Here is a 19,384-nt window from a genome sequence, read left to right on the forward strand (position 1 = left end):
GCACCGCGTCGGCCCACAATGGAGTCATGACTGACACCGCATTCCAAGGAAATCCCGTGCACACCGTGGGCGAGCTGCCCGCCGAGGGCACCTCCGTCCCCGCCTTCGACCTGGTCGGCGCCGATCTGGGCCCCGTGGCGTCGGACGAGTTCACCGGCCAGCGCATGGTGCTCAACATCTTCCCGTCCCTGGACACCGGCGTGTGCGCCCAGTCCGTGCGCGAGTTCAACAAGCGCGCGTCCGAGCTGCAGAACACCGCCGTGCTGTGCGTGTCCAAGGACCTCCCGTTCGCGCAGGCGCGCTTCTGCGGCGCCGAAGGACTCGACAACGTGGTCACCGCCTCCGCGTTCCGCTCCTCGTTCGGCGAGGACTACGGCGTGACCATGACGGACGGCCCGCTCGAGGGCCTGCTCGCGCGCGCCGTGGTGGTCGTGGACGAGAACGGCCGGGTGGTCCACACCCAGCTCGTCCCCGAGATCACCGAGGAACCGGACTACGACGCCGCCGTGGCCGCCCTGTCCTGACCCGGCAGCTCCCGCGCCGGACGGGGGACTGAGCTCGCGCCCTCCTGACCCGCGCGTAGTGCCCTGCCCCCGCGCGAGCTCGATGCCCTCGCCGGGCTGAGCCCGGCCCACCACACCAGACACGACGACGCCGCCGCGTCCCCGACGAGGGGGCGCGGCGGCGTCGTCACAGCAGCGAGCGGTCCGAGGACCGCGCGGCGCACGCGGCGCGCCCACAGGTGCGCCGCGTGCGGGTCGGATCAGGCCGTGAGGGAGTCCACGATCCGGTTCAGCGTGGCGGACGGGCGCATGACTCCCGAGACCAGCTCCGGCTTGGGCCAGTAGTAGCCGCCGAGGTCCGCGGGGGAGCCCTGCACGCCGAGCAGCTCGGCGTTGATGGTCTCCTCGTTGGCGCGCAGCTCGGAGGCCACCTCCCGGAAGGCCTGGGCCAGCTCGGCGTCCTCGGTCTGCCGGGCGAGCTCCTCGGCCCAGTACATGGCCAGGTAGAAGTGCGACCCGCGGTTGTCCAGCTCGTTGACCTTGCGGGACGGGGACTTGTTCTCGTTCAGGAACGTGCCCGTGGCCCGGTCCAGGGTGTCCGCGAGGACCTGCGCCTTGGGGTTGTCGAAGCGCGTGGCGAGGTGCTCGAAGGAAGCCGCAAGCGCCAGGAACTCACCGAGGGAGTCCCAGCGCAGGTGGTTCTCCGCCTGCAGCTGCTGCACGTGCTTGGGGGCCGAGCCGCCGGCACCGGTCTCGAAGAGGCCGCCGCCGTTCATGAGCGGCACGATCGAGAGCATCTTCGCGGAGGTGCCCAGTTCCAGGATGGGGAACAGGTCCGTGAGGTAGTCGCGCAGCACGTTGCCGGTCACCGAGATGGTGTCCTCGCCGCGGCGGATGCGGTCGATGGTGAACTGGGTGGCCTCCACGGGGGAGAGGATGCGGAGGTCCAGCCCGTCGGTGTCCTCCTGGGCGAGGTAGGTGTTGACCTTCTCGATCAGGTTGCGGTCGTGGGCGCGGGACTCGTCCAGCCAGAACACCGCGGGCATCCCGGACTCGCGGGAGCGGCGCACGGCCAGCTGCACCCAGTCCTTGATGGGGGCGTCCTTGGCCTGGCACGCACGCCAGATGTCACCCGGCTGGACGTCGTGGGACATGAGCACGTTCCCGGCGGAGTTGACCACCTGCACGGTGCCGGCCTCGGTGATCTCGAAGGTCTTGTCGTGGGAGCCGTACTCCTCGGCCTTCTGCGCCATGAGACCGACGTTCGGCACGGTGCCCATGGTGGTGGGGTCGTACGCGCCGTTCTCGCGGCAGTCGTCGATCACGGTCTGGTACACACCGGCGTAGGAGGAGTCCGGCAGCACGGCCAGGGTGTCCTTCTGCTCGCCCTCGCGGCCCCACATCTGGCCGGAGGTGCGGATCATCGCGGGCATGGAGGCGTCCACGATCACGTCCGAGGGCACGTGCAGGTTGGTGATGCCCTTGTCCGAGTTCACGTAGGCGAGCTCGGGGCCGTTGTCGATGGCCTCCTGGAACGCGGCCTTGATCTCGGCGCCGTTCTCCAGGGCGTCCAGGCCCGAGAGGATCCCGGCCAGTCCGTCGTTGGGGGAGAGTCCGGCCTTGGCCAGGTCCGCGCCGTAGCGCTCCATGACGTCCTGGAAGAACGCGCTGACCACGTGGCCGAAGATGATGGGGTCCGAGACCTTCATCATGGTGGCCTTGAGGTGGGCGGAGAACAGGATGCCCTCCTCCTTGGCGCGGACCACCTGGGCCGTCAGGAACTCGTCCAGGGCGGCGGCGCTCATGAACGTGGCGTCCACCACCTCACCGGCGAGCACGGGCACCGACTGCTTGAGCACGGTGGTCTTGCCGTCGCTGACCAGCTGGATGGTGAGGGTGTCGTCCGCGGGCATCACGACGGACTGCTCGTTGGTGCGGAAGTCGTCGTGGCCCAGCGTGGCCACGTTGGTCCTGGAGTCCTCGGACCACGCGCCCATAGTGTGCGGGTGCTTCTTGGCGTACTCCTTGACGGCCTTGGGCGCCCGGCGGTCCGAGTTGCCCTCGCGCAGCACCGGGTTCACGGCGGAGCCCTTCACGCGGTCGTAGCGCGCGCGGACGTCCTTGGCCTCGTCCGAGGAGGCGTCCTCCGGGTAGTCCGGCAGGTCGTAGCCGTCGGCCTGCAGCTCCTTGATGGCGGCCTTGAGCTGCGGGATGGAGGCCGAGATGTTGGGAAGCTTCACGATGTTGGCCTCCGGCGTCTTCGCGAGCTCCCCGAGCTCCCCGAGGGTGTCCGGGACGCGCTGCGCGTCCGTGAGCCGGTCCGGGAACTGCGCCAGGATGCGGGCGGCCAGGGAGATGTCCCGGGTCTCGACCTCCACCCCGGCCGTGGACGCGAACGCCTCGACCATGGGCTTGAACGAGTACGTGGCCAGCATGGGCGCTTCGTCGGTCTCGGTGTAGATGATCTTGGGCATGGACAATGACTCCTTGCATCGACGGTCACTGGGGCTACCCGCCAGCCTACCGCTGTCCCGCCCGCGCGGACCCGCCGTGACGGGCGCGGATCCGCGGGTGTGACCACCCTCTCCGGCGTCAGCTGCCCAGGGTGTGCTTGATGCGCTCGCGCTCCTTCTCGAGCTTGCGCAGCCGGTGGCCCAGCGTGAACATCCGCACCGACCCCACGAGGGCCATGATCAGCGCCCCGGCAATGGCCGAGAGCAGCATGGCGACACCCAGGGGGAGGGAGAAGGTCCACGCGAGGAACTCGAACTGCGTGTTCACGTTGTTCTGCAGGATGAACACCAGCAGCAGGATCAGCACCACCGCGCCCACGACGAGGGCGGCCCAGACCGTTCCGGAGACTCCCCGTTTCGCGGGAGTGTCCAGCGCGGGGTCCACCACGGGCTCGTGGCTGCCCGTGACCTCGCGCGCGCCCGTCCCGGCACCGGGGGAGGTGTCCTCGGCCGACGACGCCGCCCGCCCGGCTCCCGCGGGCTCGGTCCCGGCGACGTCGGCGCCCGCGGTCCGGCGCGCACCGCCCACCGGGCCCGGCTGCCGGTCGAGGTCCGCGCCGGTGTGCTCCGCGGGGGCGTGCCCCCGGCTGTCCCGAGGCGCTCCGCCGGGAACGGGACCCCCGCCGGAGGGGGCGGCAGCGGCGTCGTCGGCGGGGACGCGGGGTGCGGCTGGACGGTCGTGCGGTGTGCTGCTCACTGGGGGCCTCCCGGGCGGTTGCGTGGTGATGGCACCAGCGTAGGCCAGGATCCCGGGCGGCGACGGGTGCCCGCGGTGGACGGGGAGCACGAAAAAATGAGGACACGCTCACGACACGCTGACTCCTCGCCCGGAATCGGTGAACCACGGGTAACCTGACGTTCACTGTGAGACGCACCACACTCAACGGTGACGCCAGCCACGGCTTGCTTCAACCAGCACCGGGGTGCAACGCACATTCCATGGGCACCACATCAGGAGGAAACGTCATGGGAAAGTACACCTTCAAGGGGAAGGCTGCCGTGTCTGTCGCGGCGATCGCCGCACTCGCTCTCTCCGGCTGCGCCAGCGTGGGCGGCGGCGGGGACGACAACAAGGGCGGCGGTGACAGCAGCGCCAGCGCCCAGGAGGGCGGCGTGGTGACGGTGGCGGAGACCAACGCGTTCACCGGCGCCAACCCGAGTTACACGAAGACCAACCTGGACATCAACAACAAGATCTGGTCCATGACCCACGACTCCTTCTACAACGTGGACACGGAGCAGAAAATCCAACCCAACGAGGGCTTCGGCAGCTACAAGAAAATCTCGGACGACCCCCTGACCGTGGAGTACACGCTCAACGACACCCAGTGGTCGGACGGCAACAAGATCGACAAGGCGGACCTCCTGCTCGAGTGGACCGTATTCTCCGGCTACGCGAACGACGCCGACGAGGAGGGCAAGTCCGGCAAGGACTACTTCTCGATTGCCGGCTCCACCGACATTCTGGGAACCACCGACATGCCCAAGTTCTCCGCGGACGGCAAGAAGATGACCCTCACGTGGGGCAAGCCGAACGCAGACTGGGAGATCGGCATCAGTGGCGCGTCCACCCCGGCCCACGTGGTGGCCAAGAAGGCCGGCATGACCGAGGACGAGCTGCTCAAGGTGCTGGAGAACCAGAAGAAGGGCGACCCCAAGAACCCCCAGAAGCAGCCCGAGCTCGAGAAGATCGGCAAGGCCTGGGACACCGCCTTCAACTTCACCAAGATGCCCGAGGACAAGGACCTCCTAGTCTCCAGCGGCCCGTTCAAGATCGACAACATCGTGGAGAACAACTCCGTCACGGTGAAGAAGAACGAGAACTACAAGGGCACCATGCCCGGCAAGCTGGACGAGATCACGGTGCGCACCATCTCGGACCCCACCGCCCAGATCCAGGCGCTGCGCAACGGCGAAGTGGACATCATGCAGCCGGGCAACGTGAACAAGGACACCCTGGACCAGGTCCAGCAGATCGAGAACGTGAACGTGCAGAAGGGCGACCAGCTCGCCTACGACCACCTGGACCTGAACTTCGGGGCCGACACCTTCAAGGACAAGGACGTCCGCGAGGCCTTCCTGAAGACCGTCCCGCGCCAGAAGATCGTGGAGCAGCTGATCAAGCCGGTCAAGGACGACGCCTCCGTACTGAACTCCCAGATGTACGTCTCCAGCCAGAAGGAGGAGTACGGCAAGGCCGTGGAGAAGAACGAGGCCGAGAAGATGTACGGGGACGTGGACATCGAGGGCGCCAAGAAGCTGCTCGGCGACAAGAAGCCCACCGTGCGCATCCTCTACAACAACGGCAACCCGCAGCGCGTGGACACCTTCCAGCTGATCAAGGAGTCCGCGGAGAAGGCCGGCTTCAAGGTGCAGGACCTGGGTGACCCCAACTGGTCCGAGAAGCTCTCCGACGGCGACTACGACGCCTCCCTGTTCGGCTGGGTCTCCCCGGGTGTGGGCACCGAGATGCTCTCGCAGATCTTCAAGACCGACGGCGGCGGCAACTACACCAAGTACTCCAACAAGGACGTCGACAAGCTCGTGGACGAGGCGCGCACCAACCTCGACGACAAGGCCCGCGTGGACCAGATCGTGGACATCGACAAGCACACCTTTGAGGACGGCTACGGTCTGCCGCTGTTCCAGTCCGTGGGCTACGTGGCCACCTCGGACAAGATCGCCGGCGTGGACACCTACCAGCCCAACCAGACCGGCGTGTTCTGGAACGTCTCCGAGTGGAGCCGCAAGTAGTCCGGTCGAGAACCTGTCGACCGGGGCACACCCCTCATGACCGCTGCGCGGGCACGGGCCTCCCGCGCCCGCGCAGCGTCGTGACCACCACTCGTCCAGAGGCAGCAACATGACTTCATACATTCTCAGACGGCTCATCACGGCCGTGCTCATCCTGTTGGGCGCATCGTTCATCGTCTACCTCATGACGGCGGCGTCCGGTGACCCCCTGTGGGACCTCTACGGCAACCCCAACGCCCCGCAGCTCATCCCCGCGCGTGTGGAGGCCCTCCACCTGGACACCCCTCCGGTGCTGCGCTACTTCACGTGGCTCGGCGGTGCCGCCGGGTGCCTGGTGCCCTTCGCGGACACCTGCTCCCTGGGCGTGAGCCGTGACGGGCAGCAGGTCACCGAGCTGCTGGGCTTCGCGATGACCCAGACCATCATGCTGGTCACGGTGGGCACCATCCTGGCCATCGTGGTGGGCATCACCCTGGGCATCGTCTCCGCCCTGCGCCAGTACTCGGGCCTGGACTACGGGATCACGTTCTTCACGTTCCTGTGCTTCTCCCTGCCGAGCTTCTGGCTCGCGGTGCTGCTCAAGGAGATCGTGGCCATCCAGTTCAACGACTTCCTGCAGGACCCCGTGATGTCCATGGGCACAATCGCCGCGATATCGCTGGTGGCGGGCGTGATCTGGTTCATGGTCTCGTTCGGGCAGCTGCGCACCCGCCTGGTCATGGGAGCCCTCGGCTTCGCCGTGACCTTCGGGATCATCTACTTCGTGCTGGCCACCAACTGGCTCAACCGCCCGTTCCTGGGCATCCCGCTGATCGCCCTCACGGGGATCCTGGTGGCGGTGATCGCCACGGTGCTGATCTCGGGGCTGCGCAACCGGCGTGCCCTGTACGCCGCACTGGGCACCGTGGTGGTGGGGCTGATCGTCTACTGGCCGGTGCAGTACCTGTTCGCGGACGGCGGTCTGCTGACCGTGCTGCTCCTGACCGTGGTGATGATCGGCGTGGGCGCCGGCATCGGATACCTCGCAGGCGGCTACGACCGCGGCCAGGGGGCACGGGTGGCCGGGGTCACCGGGTTCTTCGTGGCCCTGCTGGTCGTCCTGGACCGGTTCATGCAGTCGTGGCCGAACTACGTGAACTCGAGTCACATCCGCGGTCGCCCGATCGCCACGGCCAACTCCGCCACCCCGGGCTTCTCGGGTGACTTCTGGGTCACGGGCCTGGACCGCTTCACCCACCTGCTGCTGCCCACCATCTGTCTGACGCTGCTGGCGCTGGCCTCCTACTCCCGGTACTCGCGGGCGTCCATGCTGGAGATCATGAGCCAGGACTACATCCGCACCGCGCGGGCCAAGGGCCTGTCCGAGCGCACCGTGGTCATGCGCCACGCCTTCCGCAACGCCCTGATCCCGCTGGCCACCCTCGTGGCCTTCGACATCGGCGGGCTGATCGGCGGCGCGGTGATCACCGAGACCGTGTTCGCCTTCACCGGCATGGGCCAGCTGTTCGTCCAGGCGGTGCGCAACGTGGATCCCAACCCGGTGATGGGCGTCTTCCTCGTCACCGGCATCGTGGCCATGGTCTTCAACCTGGTCGCGGACCTGGTCTACTCCGTACTCGACCCACGCGTGAGGGTGAAATCATGAGCCAGCCCCAACCCATCGACATCCCCCAGACCGTGGAGCAGCACCCCGAGGACGGTCAGCCGCCCCAGGACGTGCGCGGCAAGAGCCAGGGGCAGCTGGTCCGGGGTCGCTTCTTCGGCAACACGGGCGCGGTGATCTCCCTCGCGGTGCTGCTGTTCATCGTGCTGCTCTCCGTCACGTCCATCGGCATCGGTCCCGTCCCGGGCTGGTGGAAGTGGAGTCCGGACGTCACGGGCTCCGTGGTCGACGGCGGGCGGCCCACCCTGTCCCTGCTGCCCCCGAGCCTGGGGGAGCACCCCTTCGGCCAGGACAACCTGGGTCGCGACCTGTTCGCCATGGTCATGCAGGGCACCCAGTACTCGCTGATCGTCATGATCGTGGTGGGGCTCATCACGGGCATCGTGGGCACCGTGATCGGCGGTCTGTCCGGGTACTTCCGCGGCTGGACCGAGGCGGTGCTGATGCGGCTGACCGACGTGATCATCATCATCCCGCTGGTGATCATGGCCGCACTGCTGGGGCGCATGGCCATCTCGTGGGTCCGTGCGCACGGGCTGCCGTCCTTCGCCACGGTCATCGCGCTGGGTCTGCTGATCGGCCTCGTGGCGTGGCCGGGCCTCGCGCGTCTGGTGCGCGGCGAGTTCCTGTCCCTGCGCGAGCGCGAGTTCGTGGACGCCGCGCGCCTGGCCGGTGCCTCCAGCGGGCGGATCATCTTCAAGCACATCCTGCCCAACACGGTGGGGGTGATCACGGTGAACATCACGCTGCTGATGTCCTCCGCGATCCTGCTGGAGACCTCCCTGTCCTACCTGGGTCTGGGCATCCAGGCCCCGGACTGGTCCCTGGGACGGCTGATCAACGAGAACCAGACGGCGTTCGCCACCCGGCCGTGGCTGTTCTGGTGGCCGGGCGTGTTCATCGTGACCATCGCTCTGACGATCAACTTCATCGGCGACGGTCTGCGGGACGCGTTCGACCCGCGCCAGCGCAAGTTCAACCCGCGGCGGGCGCGCGAGGCGGGTGCGAGCCGCACCGCTGCCCCCGCGGCGTCACCGCAGGTCGCGCAGTGACCTGCGCGCGCTCACACCGTGTACAGCACCACGCTCGCGGCGGTCAGCACCACGACCGCCGCGAGCGGGCCGGGCACCACACGGGTGGTCACCGGCTCGGGCTCGCCCTGCCGGGCGAACACGTCCAGCTCTCCGGAGTCCACCCGGCGCTGCCACAGGACGCGCACCCGGTGGGCGGCCGCCCCGGACGCGGTGGAGGTGAGGTCACCCACGCGCACCGAGCCCTCGGGGCGGGCGATGGGGTGGTTGCGCTCCACGGCGGCGGCGTCCGCGCGGAACACGGCTCCCGCACCGGCGGAGGGCAGCGCGAAGCTGGAGTGGGAGCCCCGGTCGGTCACCACGGTCACGGCGAAGCGCGTGCGGACGTCCACGATGCGGCTCCACGGGATGCCCACGGTGCGCACCGGATTGACCAGGCGCACCCCGCCCTCGTGGATCTCCAGGCGCGGTCGCCAGTACAGCGTGAAGGCCAGGGCGCCGAACGCCAGAGCCCCGCACACCGCCGCGCCGTGGTGGGCCGCGGTGTGTCCCCAGCCGGCCACGAGCACCAGCACTCCCAGCAGTGCCAGGAAGCCCGTGAGCCACGGGGCCGACGCCGCTCGGAAGATCTCGCGGTCACGGTCGGGTCCCTCGGTTCTCGGCATGACCACCATGCTAGGCAATGCGCACGAGCCACGGCCGCGCGCCCAGTTCTCGACACGATGGAGCACACACGATGAGCACCTCGCACCAGCCCGACGGCCTCCCCGAGGGCACCTACGAGCCCCACGGCACGCCCGGGAACACCTCCGGGACCCGGGACGACGCCGCACGGTCGGCCGGTGCCTCGGCCCACCCGGGTGCGGCGGCGTCGTCGTCAGGTGCCGCGGGTGCCGCGGCCGGCGAGCCCCGCACCGAGCCCACCGCCGCGGAGCCCGCCGCGGAGCCCACGGCCGCGGAGCACAATGCGCCGTGGAACGGAGCGCAGGCCGGTGACGGCCGGGTGGCCACCCCGGACGCCGACGCCGCGGCGCAGGGTGCCCCGGGCGGCGTCGCGACCGCGGGCGGGGCCACGGCGGCCGGTGCCGCCGGGACCACCGCGGCGGGCACCGAGAAGCGGCGCGGGCGCCGGGCCCAGCGGAGCGAGCCGGCCGCGCGCCGGGGCCGCGCGCGCACGACCGTGGCCCGCGGGGAGCCCGTGCTGAGCGTGCGTGGGCTGTCCGTCGACTTCGGCGTGGACCGCGAGTGGGTGCCCGCGGCGATCGACCTCAACTACGACGTGGCCGCGGGCGAGGTGCTCGCCATCGTGGGTGAGTCCGGCTCCGGCAAGTCCGCGAGCTCGATGTCCATGCTCGGCCTGCTGCCCTCCAACGCCCGCGTGAGCGGGTCCGCGAAGCTCGGGGACACCGAGCTGATCGGGCTGCGGGGCAACGGGCTGCGGCGCGTGCGCGGCGAGGAGATCGCGGTGATCTTCCAGGAGCCCATGACCGCGCTGAACCCCGTGTACACGGTGGGCCAGCAGATCGTGGAGACCATCCGGCTGCACCGGGATCTCTCGCCGGCCGAGGCCACGGAGCGCGCGATGCAGATGCTGACCATGGTGGAGCTGCCGGACCCGGAGAAGGCGTTCCGCTCCTACCCCCACCAGCTCTCGGGCGGGCAGCGCCAGCGCGCGATGATCGCGCAGTCCCTGTCCTGCGACCCCAAGTTGCTGATCGCGGACGAGCCCACCACGGCGCTGGACGTGACCGTGCAGGCCGAGATCTTGGACCTGATCCGCAACCTCAAGGACCAGCTGGACTCCGCGGTCATCCTCATCACCCACGACATGGGCGTGGTGGCGGACCTCGCGGACAAGATCGCGGTCATGCAGAAGGGCCTGATCGTGGAGCAGGGCTCGGCGGAGCAGATCTTCTCCTCGCCGCAGCACCCCTACACCATCTCCCTCCTGGAATCCGTGCCGCACCTGGGCGAGGGCAGCGAGAACGACGAGTCCGTGGACCTCGCCGCCGTGCTCGAGCGCTCCATCGCGTCCCCCGTGGTGGACCGCACCGCCGCAGAAGAAGCCTCCATGGACACGCTCGCCCAGCGCGTGGTGGCCCCGGTGCTGCAGCTCAAGGACGTGGCCATCGAGTACCCCAAGCAGGGCCGCAACCCCGCGTTCCGCGCGGTGGAGGGCGTGAGCATCACGGTGGCCTCCGGGGAGACCGTGGGCCTGGTGGGCGAGTCCGGTTCCGGCAAGACCACCATCGGCCGCGCCGCCGTGGGGCTGCTGCCCGTGGTCGAGGGCTCGCTGATCGTGGACGGCGTGGAGCTCGCGGGAGCATCGCGGGCCACCCTGAACAAAGTGCGCAAGGACGTGGGCATGGTCTTCCAGGATCCGTCCTCGTCACTGAACCCGCGGCTGCCGATCGGCGAGTCCATCGGCGAGCCCATGTACCTGGCCGGCGTGGCCAAGGGCGGGGAGCTGCAGCACCGCATCGAGCAGCTGCTGGACCAGGTGCGGCTGCCCCGCAACTACCGCAACCGCTACCCCCACGAGCTCTCGGGCGGCCAGAAGCAGCGCGTGGGCATCGCCCGTGCCCTGTCCCTGAAACCCAAGCTGCTGGTGGCGGACGAGCCCACGTCCGCGCTGGACGTGTCCGTGCAGGCCACGGTGCTGGACCTCTTCGAGGAGCTGCAGGCGGAGATGGGCTTCGCGTGCCTGTTCGTCACGCACGACCTCGCGGTGATCGACCGGCTGGCCAACCGCATCGTGGTGATGCAGCACGGCCACATCGTGGAGCAGGGCTCCCGCGAGGCCGTGCTGCGCCACCCGGAGCAGGAGTACACCAAGCGGCTGCTCGCGGCCGTGCCGGTGCCCTCGCCCGAGGCCCAGCGCGTGCGGCGCGAGCTGCGGCAGCAGATGGTGCACCACGTGTCCTAGCGCGGCCGGAGTGCGGAACGGGACGTCGTCCGACGGATGGCGTCCCGTGTCCGTGGCGCCACCGGGGTGGCCTCGCTACGCTGACGCCATGGTGAACCCCACGCGTCTCTCGTCCGACCTCGCCCGGCTGCAGCACGAGACGGACTCCTATCTGGCCACCGTCGACTCCCTCTCCGAGCAGCAGCTGCTGGAGCCCTCTCTGTGCGGGTCGTGGGACCGGGCCCACGTGGTGGCCCACCTCGCGTCCAACGCGCGGGCCATCGCCAAGCTCGTGGACTGGGCCGTGACCGGTGAGCGGCAGCAGCCCTACACGTCCCGGGAGCTGCGGGACGCCGAGATCGACGAGCTCGCCGCGCTGCCGCGGGAGCAGCTGCTGCGGCGCTCGGCGGACAACGCCGCCCACTTCGCCCGGCAGTGCGAGCGCCTAGCCGGTCCGCTGCGGGTCACGGACCTGGACCTGCACGGCAAGCCCATCACCGCGGCCGCCATCCCGTCCGTGCGCGTCGCGGAGCTCGTGATGCACCACGACGACCTCGACACCTCGTGGACCCTCGCGGACGCGGACCCGCAGTCGGTGCTCGACACCCTGGAGGGCGCGGTGCGGACCATGCGGGCCAAGGGCGCACCCGGGATGACGCTGCGCACCACCGAGCACGACGAGTGGGTGGTCGGTGACGGCGGTCAGCTGGTCACCGGGGACCGCGTGGCGCTGCTGGGCTGGCTGGCCCGCGGCAGGACCGAGGGCGTGCGCAGCGAGGGAGCGCTGCCCGAGCTGCCTGCCTGGTGAGGTTCCCGGGGGAGGGGCTCAGTCCCTGACCCCGAACAGCCACGGCTCCGCACGGTCCGTGTGTGGGTCGTCGAAGTTCACGAACGTGCGCCCCTTGGCCTCCACGGCCTGGTACTCCTGCACCACTTCCAGGCTCAGCCGCTCGCGGTGCTCCACCTCGGCGATCACGGCGGTGGCCCCGGAGCGGTCCGGGAGGGTGGCCGGGTAGGCCAGGGCGGCCACCAGGATGCTGGGGGCCTTCTCCCGGGCGGTGGCGCGCAGGGAGTCCAGGATCTCCTCGGGGGACAGGCCCTCGGGGTCCACGGAGTCGAGTTCGAACTCGCCGTCCTTGCGGCCCGTGATCAGGAACGCGGGGAACGCGCCGTACTGCACGACCTGGTCCTCCACGACCGCCTGCACGTGGCTCAGCGCGGTGTCCACCGCCTCCACGGCCGCGTCCGAGACCCACTGGCGCCAGGCGTTGTCGTGGTCGGCCCGGGCGCGGGCGGCCTCCGCCTTCGTCATCCGGGACGTGCCCCGGGAAGGCGTGGAGCGGCGTCGTGAGGAGTGTGCGGAGGGCTGGGCCACGGAGGGGATCTCCTTCGGGGAGTGAGGGGTGTGCTCAGTCCAGGGTAGGCGCTCGCTAGACTGGATCGGAACCACTCACAGCAATCCCAGGAGCATGCATGTCTGCGATCGATCGCGAACAGGTGGCACATCTGGCGGAGCTGGCGCGGATCGAGATGACGGACGAGGAGCTGGCCCGGGTGGCCGGCGAGCTCGAGCTCATCGTCTCCTCCGTGGCCTCCGTCAGCCAGGCCGCCGGGCCCGACGTCCCCGCCACGAGCCACCCGCTGCCGCTGCAGAACGTCTTCCGCGAGGACGTGGTGGGCGAGATGCTCACCCAGGAGGAGGCCCTCCTCAACGCCCCGGACAGCCAGGACGGCAAGTTCCGTGTTCCCGCGATCCTGGACGGTGAGTGAGCATGAGCGAGCAGATCATCGAACTCTCCGCCGCCGATCTCGCGGCGAAGGTGGCCTCCGGTGAGGTGTCCTCGGTGGAGGCCGTGCAGGCGCACCTGGACCAGATCGACGCCACGGACGGCGCGGCACTGGACACCGAGGACCGTTCCCGCGGCACGGACGGGCTGAACGCCTTCCTGCACCGCAACACCGAAGAGGCGCTGCGCGTCGCCCGCGAGGTGGACGAGGCCCGCGCGAAGGGCGAGGAGCTTCCCGAGCTGGCCGGTGTGCCGGTCGCGGTCAAGGACCTCATCGTCACCAAGGGCCAGCCCACCACGGCGGCCTCCCGGATGCTCGAGGGCTTCATGAGCCCCTACGACGGCACCGTGACCCGCAAGCTGCGCGCGGCCCGGATGCCCATCCTGGGCAAGACCAACCTGGACGAGTTCGCCATGGGCTCCTCCACGGAGCACTCCGCGTTCGGACCCACCCGCAACCCGTGGGACCTGACCAAGATCCCCGGCGGCTCCGGGGGCGGCTCGGCTGCGGCGGTCTCCGCGTTCCAGGCCCCGCTGGCCCTGGGCACGGACACCGGCGGCTCCATCCGCCAGCCCGCCGCCGTGACCGGCACCGTGGGCGTGAAGCCCACCTACGGCTCGGTCTCCCGCTACGGCGTGATCGCCATGGCGTCCTCGCTGGACCAGGTGGGCCCGTGCTCGCGCACGGTGCTCGACGCCGCCCTGCTGCACGAGGTCGTGGGCGGCCACGACCCCGCGGACTCCACCTCGCTGCCGGATCCCGTGGGCGGCTACGCGCAGGCCGCACGGGCCGGTGCTGCGGACGGCGGGCTCAAGGGCCTGCGCGTGGGCGTGGTCAAGCAGCTCACGGGCGAGGGCTTCCAGGCCGGCGTGCAGCAGCGCTTCGAGGAGTCCCTCGAGCTGCTGCGCGGTGCCGGCGCGGAGATCGTGGAGGTGGAGACCCCCAACTTCCAGTACGCGCTGGGCGCCTACTACCTGATCATGTCCTCCGAGGTCTCCTCCAACCTGGCGAAGTACGACGGCGTCCGCTTCGGTCTGCGCGTCACGCCCGAGGGCACGCCGACCATCGAGAAGGTCATGGGTGCCTCGCGCGCCGCGGGCTTCGGGGACGAGGTCAAGCGCCGCATCATCCTGGGCACGTACGCGCTGTCCGCCGGGTACTACGACGCCTACTACGGCTCGGCCCAGCAGGTGCGCACCCTGGTGCAGCGCGACTTCGCGGCGGCGTTCGAGACGGCCGACGTCCTGATCTCGCCCACCGCCCCCACCACCGCGTTCGACATCGGCGGCGTGGACGAGTCCGCGGACCCCATGCGGATGTACCTCAACGACATCGCCACGATCCCCACCAACCTGGCCGGGATCCCCGCGATCTCGTTGCCCGGTGGGCTGGCACCGGAGGACGGGCTGCCCGTGGGCATCCAGTTCATGGCACCGGCCCGCGAGGACGCCCGCGTGTACCGCGCCGGTGCGGGGCTCGAGCGGCTGCTCGCCGAGCAGTGGGGCGGCCCGCTGTGGCAGCACCGCGGGGACGTGGCCGGGACCGTTCGTGACTTTGCGGCCACCGCCGCGCAGGGAGGCAAGTGATGAGCCAGGACGTGCTGTCCTTCGAGGAGGCCCTCGAGCGCTTCGACCCCGTGCTGGGGTTCGAGGTGCACGTGGAGCTGAACACGAGGACCAAGATGTTCGACGCCGCCCCCAACGTGTTCGGGGACGAGCCCAACACCAACACCACCCCGGTGTCCCTGGGGCTGCCCGGTGTGCTGCCCGTGGTCAACGGCAAGGCCGTGGAGTCCGCGATCAAGCTGGGCCTCGCGCTGAACTGCTCGATCGCCGAGAAGTGCCACTTCGCCCGCAAGAACTACTTCTACCCGGACACGCCCAAGAACTTCCAGACCTCCCAGTTCGACGAGCCCATCGCGTACGAGGGCTACCTGGACCTGGAGCTGGAGGACGGCACGGAGTTCCGGGTGGAGATCGAGCGCGCCCACATGGAGGAGGACGCCGGGAAGCTGACGCACATGGGCGGTGACGCCGGGCGCATCCAGAACGCCCAGTACTCCCTGGTGGACTACAACCGTGCGGGTGTGCCGCTGATCGAGATCGTCACCAAGCCCATCGAGGGTGCGGGGGAGCGGGCGCCGGAGCTGGCCCGCGCCTACGTGGCCGCCATACGGGAGATCGTGAAGAACCTCGGCATCTCGGACGCCCGCATGGAGCGCGGCAACGTGCGCTGCGACGCGAACGTGTCCCTGATGCCCAAGGGCGCCACGGAATTCGGCACGCGCTCCGAGACCAAGAACGTGAACTCGCTGCGCGCCGTGGAGCGCACCGTGCGCTACGAGATCCAGCGCCACGCCGCGGTGCTCTCCGCCGGGGAGAAGGTCACGCAGGAGACCCGCTTCTGGCACGAGGACACCCGCTCCACCACCGCGGGCCGTCCCAAGTCGGACGCGGACGACTACCGCTACTTCCCCGAACCGGACCTCGTGCCCGTGGTGACCACCGCGGAGTGGATCGAGGAGATCCGGGCCACGCTGCCCGAGCCGCCCGCCGAGCGCCGCAAGCGGCTCAAGGCGGACTGGGGCTACTCGGACGAGGAGTTCCGGGACGTGGTGAACGCGGGCGTGCTGGACCAGATCGAGCAGACCATCGCGGCGGGTGCCACCGCGGCGGTGGCCCGCAAGTGGTGGATGGGCGAGATTGCCCGCCTGGCCAAGCAGCGCGAGGTGGAGATCGCCGAGCTGCCCGTGACCCCCGCCCACGTGGTGGAACTGGACGGTCTGATCTCCGAGGGCAAGATCAACGACAAGCTGGCCAAGAAGGTCCTCGGCTTCGTGGTCGAGGGCGAGGGCACCCCCGCGGAGGTCGTGGAGGCCCGCGGCCTCGCGGTCGTCTCCGACGACGGCGCCCTGTCCACCGCGGTGGACGACGCCATGGCCCAGATGCCGGACGTCGTGGAGAAGATCAAGGGCGGCAAGGTGCAGGCCGTGGGTGCCCTGATCGGACCCGTCATGAAGGCCACGCGCGGTCAGGCGGACGCCGGTCGCGTGCGCCAGATCATCCTGGAGAAGCTCGGCGTGCAGGGCTGACGCCCTCGCGCTCCTGTCGGCAACGGCCCGGCTCCCCGCACAGGGAGCCGGGCCGGTCCGGTTCCACGAGCGTTACACCTGCCCAGCCGGCCGGCCGGGCAGGTGAGCCGCGCCAGTGGTGTGCAGTGCTCGGAGGCGGGCCCAGGGACGCGCCCCTCCTGTCGGCCGGCTGGGCAAGGCGCCCCCGCTCGGAGGCGGACCCATGGACGCGCCACCACCGGACCCGTGGGCGCGGGCGGGGCCGGAAAAGCGCCCGGGCGCCCGCAGGGGTCCAGGGTGCCCGAGCGGGTTCAGGGGTGCCCGGGGGTCAGCCCGCGCGGTCCTCGCTGAGCTTCCACTCGTGCAGCCCGTGCTCCCGGGCGGAGCCGGTGGAGACGATGCCCGCGATGCGCTCGCGGATCGCGCGGTCCTCGGCTTGCGAGCGGCACACGCCCGCGGGGGCGTCCGACGCCACGGGGCACCACGCGTAGTCCCCGCCCCGGGTGTTGGAGCTCGGGGCCCACGCGAGGTCGCTCACGCGCCACGTCCCGTCCCCGCCGCGGGCGAACTGGAACCGGGCCAGCATCCCCTGGTTGTTGCTCTCGTTCACGGGCGGGGCCGTCTCGGTCACGTTGTTGCCCACCCCGTAGACGATCCACGTGCCGTGGTGGTTCTCCACCGGCTGCACGCTGTGGGAACCGTGGCCGTACACGGCGTCGAAGGCCCCGGAGTCCGCGAGCGCGTGCGCGGTGCGCTGCTGGTACTCGTCCGCGGTGTCCGTGTACTCGATGATCGAGTGCATGGCGGCCACCACCACGTCCGCGCCCTGCTCGCGGGCCCTGCGCGCCTGCGCCACCGCGTGGTCCACGTCCGCCCGTGCGGTGTCCTCGCCGATCCGCGGGTCCGCGCCGTCCCGCAGACGGTCGATGCGCCACGGGGTGTCCTGGGACTTCTCGTTGAGGCTGTTGGTGCCCGTGACCACCGCCAGCCGGCCGGTGGGCGTGTCCACGATCATGGGCTGCTCGGCGTCCCGCTCGCTCGCGTAGCTGCCCGTGTGCTGCAGCCCCGCGGCGTCCATGGTGGAGATGGTGCGCTCCACGCCCTCGACACCCTGGTCCACCGCGTGGTTGCTCGCGGACGTGCAGGCGTCGTAGCCGGCGTCCTTCGCGGCCCGCAGGATCTCCGGGGGCACGTTGAACTCCGGGTAGGCCGTGTACGGACCGCCGGCCCGGGCCACGGGCGTCTCCGCCTGGCACACCGCCACGTCCGCGTTCGCGAGGTAGGGCCTCTGGTGCGCGAACAGGGGAGCGAAGTCGAAGTTCGCGCCGTCGTGCGTGGCGGGGTCCACCGCGAAACGGCTCCACAGCCCCTCGTGCAGCAGCAGGTCCCCGGAGACCGCGAGGCTCATGCACGTGTCCTCCGGGCACTCGGGCGCCTTCCCCGGTCCGCTCGGGTGCGTGGCCCCGCCCTGCGCGGACGACGACGCCGCCCCGCCGGCTTCTCCGCTCGCCGCCGGGGTGCCGGGGCTCTCGGAGGGCGAGGAGCAGCCCGCGAGCACGAGCAGCGCAGCGGCCCCCAGCGCCAGTGACGTGCGCGCGGCGGATGCGGAGCGGTGGCGGGTACTCGTCAGCATCCTGCGATGCTATCGCGAACGCACGTGACGAGCACCACGCCCATTTAGGTCAGAAAAATCTGACCAAATTGCTCGTTTCGGCTTCCGTTCGGGCCCCGGCGGAGGTTAGGCTTTCCTAAGTTTCGAAGTCGAGGAGAGCGGGGCGGTCGTGGGTCCAAGCAACAGCGGGGCACGGACGGGGGTGCGGGAGCGTGCTGTCTCCCTCGCCCACCGGATGCTCTCGGGTGCCGGTGAGGCCCAGGTGGTGGCGTACCGCGTACCGGGCCAGCCCGTGCTGGACTCGGTGGCGCACGGCCTCACCCGCAACGGGGAACTGGTCCTCGCGGCCACCGTGGACCCGCAGGAGATGGATCCCGCGGTGCTCGTCACCGGCGAGCCGGTGGAGGTCCGCATGGACGTCACCAAGGTGGCCCCGGAGCCTGACGTGCGCATCGTGGCGGCGAGCGCGCACCTGCTCGCGCGGCTGGAGTGGCTGGACCCGCTGGACGCGGAGCTGCTCCTGGGCACGGGGGAGATCCCCGAGCTCGTGGCGGCCGTGGCCGGGGCCCCGAACGGGCGGCTGGCCGTGCTCGAGGCCGAGCGCGTGGTGCTCCACGACGGGTCCGGGGTCACGCCGGTGGAGCACCGGGAACTGGTGGTGCACCACGGCACGGTCGGGGCCGCACCGGGTGACGCGTGCCGCGAGGTGGAGTCCACGGGTCTGGACGCCGCCATGGACGTGGACCGCGTGGACCTGGCGGGTCTGTGCGATGCCGCTGAGAACGGCTGGATCCCCGCGCACCTGCTCACGCAGAAGCCGTCCACGGGTGGCTGCGCCCACACGGTGGAGCGGGACTTCATCGTGGACGTGGACCTCACCGGGATCACCGTGCTGCGCCACGGCGCACGGGTGACCAGTGTCTACTTCGTGCCGTTCGAGCGGGGGCGCACGTCCCCGGAGGGGCTCACGGCGAGTGTGTCCACCCTGCTCGGGGCGGGTGTGGCCGCCTGAGTCCGGTGTCCACCGGGCAGCAGGGGGAATGACGAAAGACCGTGGATCGGCAGATCCGCGGTCTTTCGTCATGGGTGAGGTCCTGGGACCGGGGGCGCCGGAGTGCTCCGGCGCAGAACGGCCTACTCGGCCTCGTAGCTGCTGCAGTTGGCGTCCGCGGTGACCTCGATGGAGGAGGCGGTGCACAGCAGGTCCTTGTTGTGTGCGCACTCGAGGCGCTGGCACGCACCCACCTGGCCGTGGGCCGTGGGCAGCCCGCCGCGGGCGTCGAGGGAGATGAACGTGGTGCAGGACGCGGTGGCGCCCTGGCCGCCCACCGTGATGGCGGGCGCGGTGCAGCCGTTGTCGTTGAAGGCGCAGCCGGTGGCGGTGCAGGCGGAAACAGCGGTGAGAGTGGCCATGATCTTCTCCTGTGACTCGAGGGGTGCTCGTACTGTCGGTCGTGTTGAAAAGAACACTAAAGGCAGTTTTGATCGTTGGCTAGTAAGTTTTACCTTACGGCACGGCATTTTTTTCTAATCCCGGTAAGGCAT

General features: G+C 70.2%; 16 protein-coding genes. 10 read left to right on the forward strand and 6 right to left on the reverse strand.

All coding sequences use genetic code 11. The features are described from left to right. The first annotated feature begins 26 nt into the window (after positions 1 to 26). Positions 27 to 524 carry a thiol peroxidase gene (gene tpx, locus KRH_RS03870; protein WP_012397870.1) on the forward strand — a complete coding sequence of 166 codons (498 nt, stop codon included), beginning with the start codon at positions 27 to 29 and terminating at the stop codon, positions 522 to 524. 239 nt (positions 525 to 763) lie between these two features. Here the strand turns inward: tpx and KRH_RS03875 are convergent, their stop codons facing one another. Next, positions 764 to 2,977 (reverse strand): NADP-dependent isocitrate dehydrogenase, encoded by a 2,214-nt coding sequence (locus tag KRH_RS03875; protein ID WP_012397871.1) that lies wholly within the window; start codon positions 2,975 to 2,977, stop codon positions 764 to 766. A gap of 118 nt (positions 2,978 to 3,095) precedes the next feature. Beyond that, positions 3,096 to 3,713 carry a LapA family protein gene (locus KRH_RS03880; RefSeq protein ID WP_105590538.1) on the reverse strand — a complete coding sequence of 206 codons (618 nt, stop codon included), beginning with the start codon at positions 3,711 to 3,713 and terminating at the stop codon, positions 3,096 to 3,098. A 269-nt stretch (positions 3,714 to 3,982) separates the two neighbouring features. On the opposite strand from KRH_RS03880, the gene KRH_RS03885 reads away from it, so the two are divergent. The 3 genes from KRH_RS03885 to KRH_RS03895 all read left to right on the forward strand — a co-directional run bounded on the left by KRH_RS03885 (position 3,983) and on the right by KRH_RS03895 (position 8,485). Next, on the forward strand, positions 3,983 to 5,770 hold the full coding sequence (locus tag KRH_RS03885) for an ABC transporter family substrate-binding protein (RefSeq protein WP_012397873.1): 1,788 nt from the start codon (positions 3,983 to 3,985) through the stop codon (positions 5,768 to 5,770). Positions 5,771 to 5,879: 109 nt separating this feature from the next. Beyond that, a complete protein-coding gene (locus tag KRH_RS03890) occupies positions 5,880 to 7,415 on the forward strand; it encodes an ABC transporter permease (RefSeq protein ID WP_012397874.1) in 1,536 nt (511 codons plus the stop codon). Beyond that, positions 7,412 to 8,485, forward strand: a complete 1,074-nt coding sequence (locus KRH_RS03895; protein ID WP_012397875.1) for an ABC transporter permease — start codon at positions 7,412 to 7,414, stop codon at positions 8,483 to 8,485. The genes KRH_RS03890 and KRH_RS03895 overlap by 4 nt, the downstream gene beginning before the upstream one ends. An 11-nt stretch (positions 8,486 to 8,496) precedes the next feature. Here the strand turns inward: KRH_RS03895 and KRH_RS03900 are convergent, their stop codons facing one another. Continuing rightward, positions 8,497 to 9,129 (reverse strand): PH domain-containing protein, encoded by a 633-nt coding sequence (locus KRH_RS03900; RefSeq protein WP_105590537.1) that lies wholly within the window; start codon positions 9,127 to 9,129, stop codon positions 8,497 to 8,499. A 71-nt stretch (positions 9,130 to 9,200) separates the two neighbouring features. Between KRH_RS03900 and KRH_RS03905 the strand changes: the two genes are divergently transcribed. Both KRH_RS03905 and KRH_RS03910 read left to right on the forward strand, forming a co-directional pair. Next, a complete protein-coding gene (locus KRH_RS03905) occupies positions 9,201 to 11,390 on the forward strand; it encodes an ABC transporter ATP-binding protein (RefSeq protein ID WP_105590536.1) in 2,190 nt (729 codons plus the stop codon). Positions 11,391 to 11,478: 88 nt separating this feature from the next. After that, on the forward strand, positions 11,479 to 12,177 hold the full coding sequence (locus KRH_RS03910) for a maleylpyruvate isomerase family mycothiol-dependent enzyme (protein WP_012397878.1): 699 nt from the start codon (positions 11,479 to 11,481) through the stop codon (positions 12,175 to 12,177). Between the two features lie 18 nt (positions 12,178 to 12,195). Here KRH_RS03910 and KRH_RS03915 read toward each other — a convergent pair whose 3' ends face one another. After that, positions 12,196 to 12,744 (reverse strand): hypothetical protein, encoded by a 549-nt coding sequence (locus tag KRH_RS03915; protein ID WP_226905915.1) that lies wholly within the window; start codon positions 12,742 to 12,744, stop codon positions 12,196 to 12,198. 98 nt (positions 12,745 to 12,842) lie between these two features. Between KRH_RS03915 and gatC the strand changes: the two genes are divergently transcribed. From gatC to gatB, 3 genes are read left to right on the forward strand one after another with little or no spacing between them, the layout of a single operon-like run. Continuing rightward, positions 12,843 to 13,139: an Asp-tRNA(Asn)/Glu-tRNA(Gln) amidotransferase subunit GatC gene (gene gatC / locus KRH_RS03920; protein ID WP_012397880.1), complete on the forward strand. Its 297-nt coding sequence runs from the start codon at positions 12,843 to 12,845 to the stop codon at positions 13,137 to 13,139. A gap of 2 nt (positions 13,140 to 13,141) precedes the next feature. Continuing rightward, complete coding sequence (gene gatA / locus KRH_RS03925; RefSeq protein WP_226905914.1) at positions 13,142 to 14,743, forward strand: Asp-tRNA(Asn)/Glu-tRNA(Gln) amidotransferase subunit GatA; 1,602 nt, start codon at positions 13,142 to 13,144, stop codon at positions 14,741 to 14,743. After that, on the forward strand, positions 14,743 to 16,248 hold the full coding sequence (gene gatB, locus KRH_RS03930) for an Asp-tRNA(Asn)/Glu-tRNA(Gln) amidotransferase subunit GatB (RefSeq protein WP_012397882.1): 1,506 nt from the start codon (positions 14,743 to 14,745) through the stop codon (positions 16,246 to 16,248). The genes gatA and gatB overlap by 1 nt, the downstream gene beginning before the upstream one ends. Before the next feature lie 307 nt (positions 16,249 to 16,555). Here the strand turns inward: gatB and KRH_RS03935 are convergent, their stop codons facing one another. Next, a complete protein-coding gene (locus tag KRH_RS03935; RefSeq protein WP_012397883.1) occupies positions 16,556 to 17,860 on the reverse strand; it encodes a CapA family protein in 1,305 nt (434 codons plus the stop codon). Between the two features lie 181 nt (positions 17,861 to 18,041). On the opposite strand from KRH_RS03935, the gene KRH_RS03940 reads away from it, so the two are divergent. After that, positions 18,042 to 18,851 carry a hypothetical protein gene (locus tag KRH_RS03940; protein ID WP_226905913.1) on the forward strand — a complete coding sequence of 270 codons (810 nt, stop codon included), beginning with the start codon at positions 18,042 to 18,044 and terminating at the stop codon, positions 18,849 to 18,851. A 122-nt stretch (positions 18,852 to 18,973) separates the two neighbouring features. Here the strand turns inward: KRH_RS03940 and KRH_RS03945 are convergent, their stop codons facing one another. Further along, positions 18,974 to 19,252, reverse strand: a complete 279-nt coding sequence (locus KRH_RS03945; RefSeq protein WP_012397885.1) for a DUF1540 domain-containing protein — start codon at positions 19,250 to 19,252, stop codon at positions 18,974 to 18,976. Positions 19,253 to 19,384: the final 132 nt, after the last annotated feature.

It is taken from the genome of Kocuria rhizophila DC2201 (genome assembly GCF_000010285.1).
GTDB lineage: Bacteria > Actinomycetota > Actinomycetes > Actinomycetales > Micrococcaceae > Kocuria > Kocuria rhizophila_A.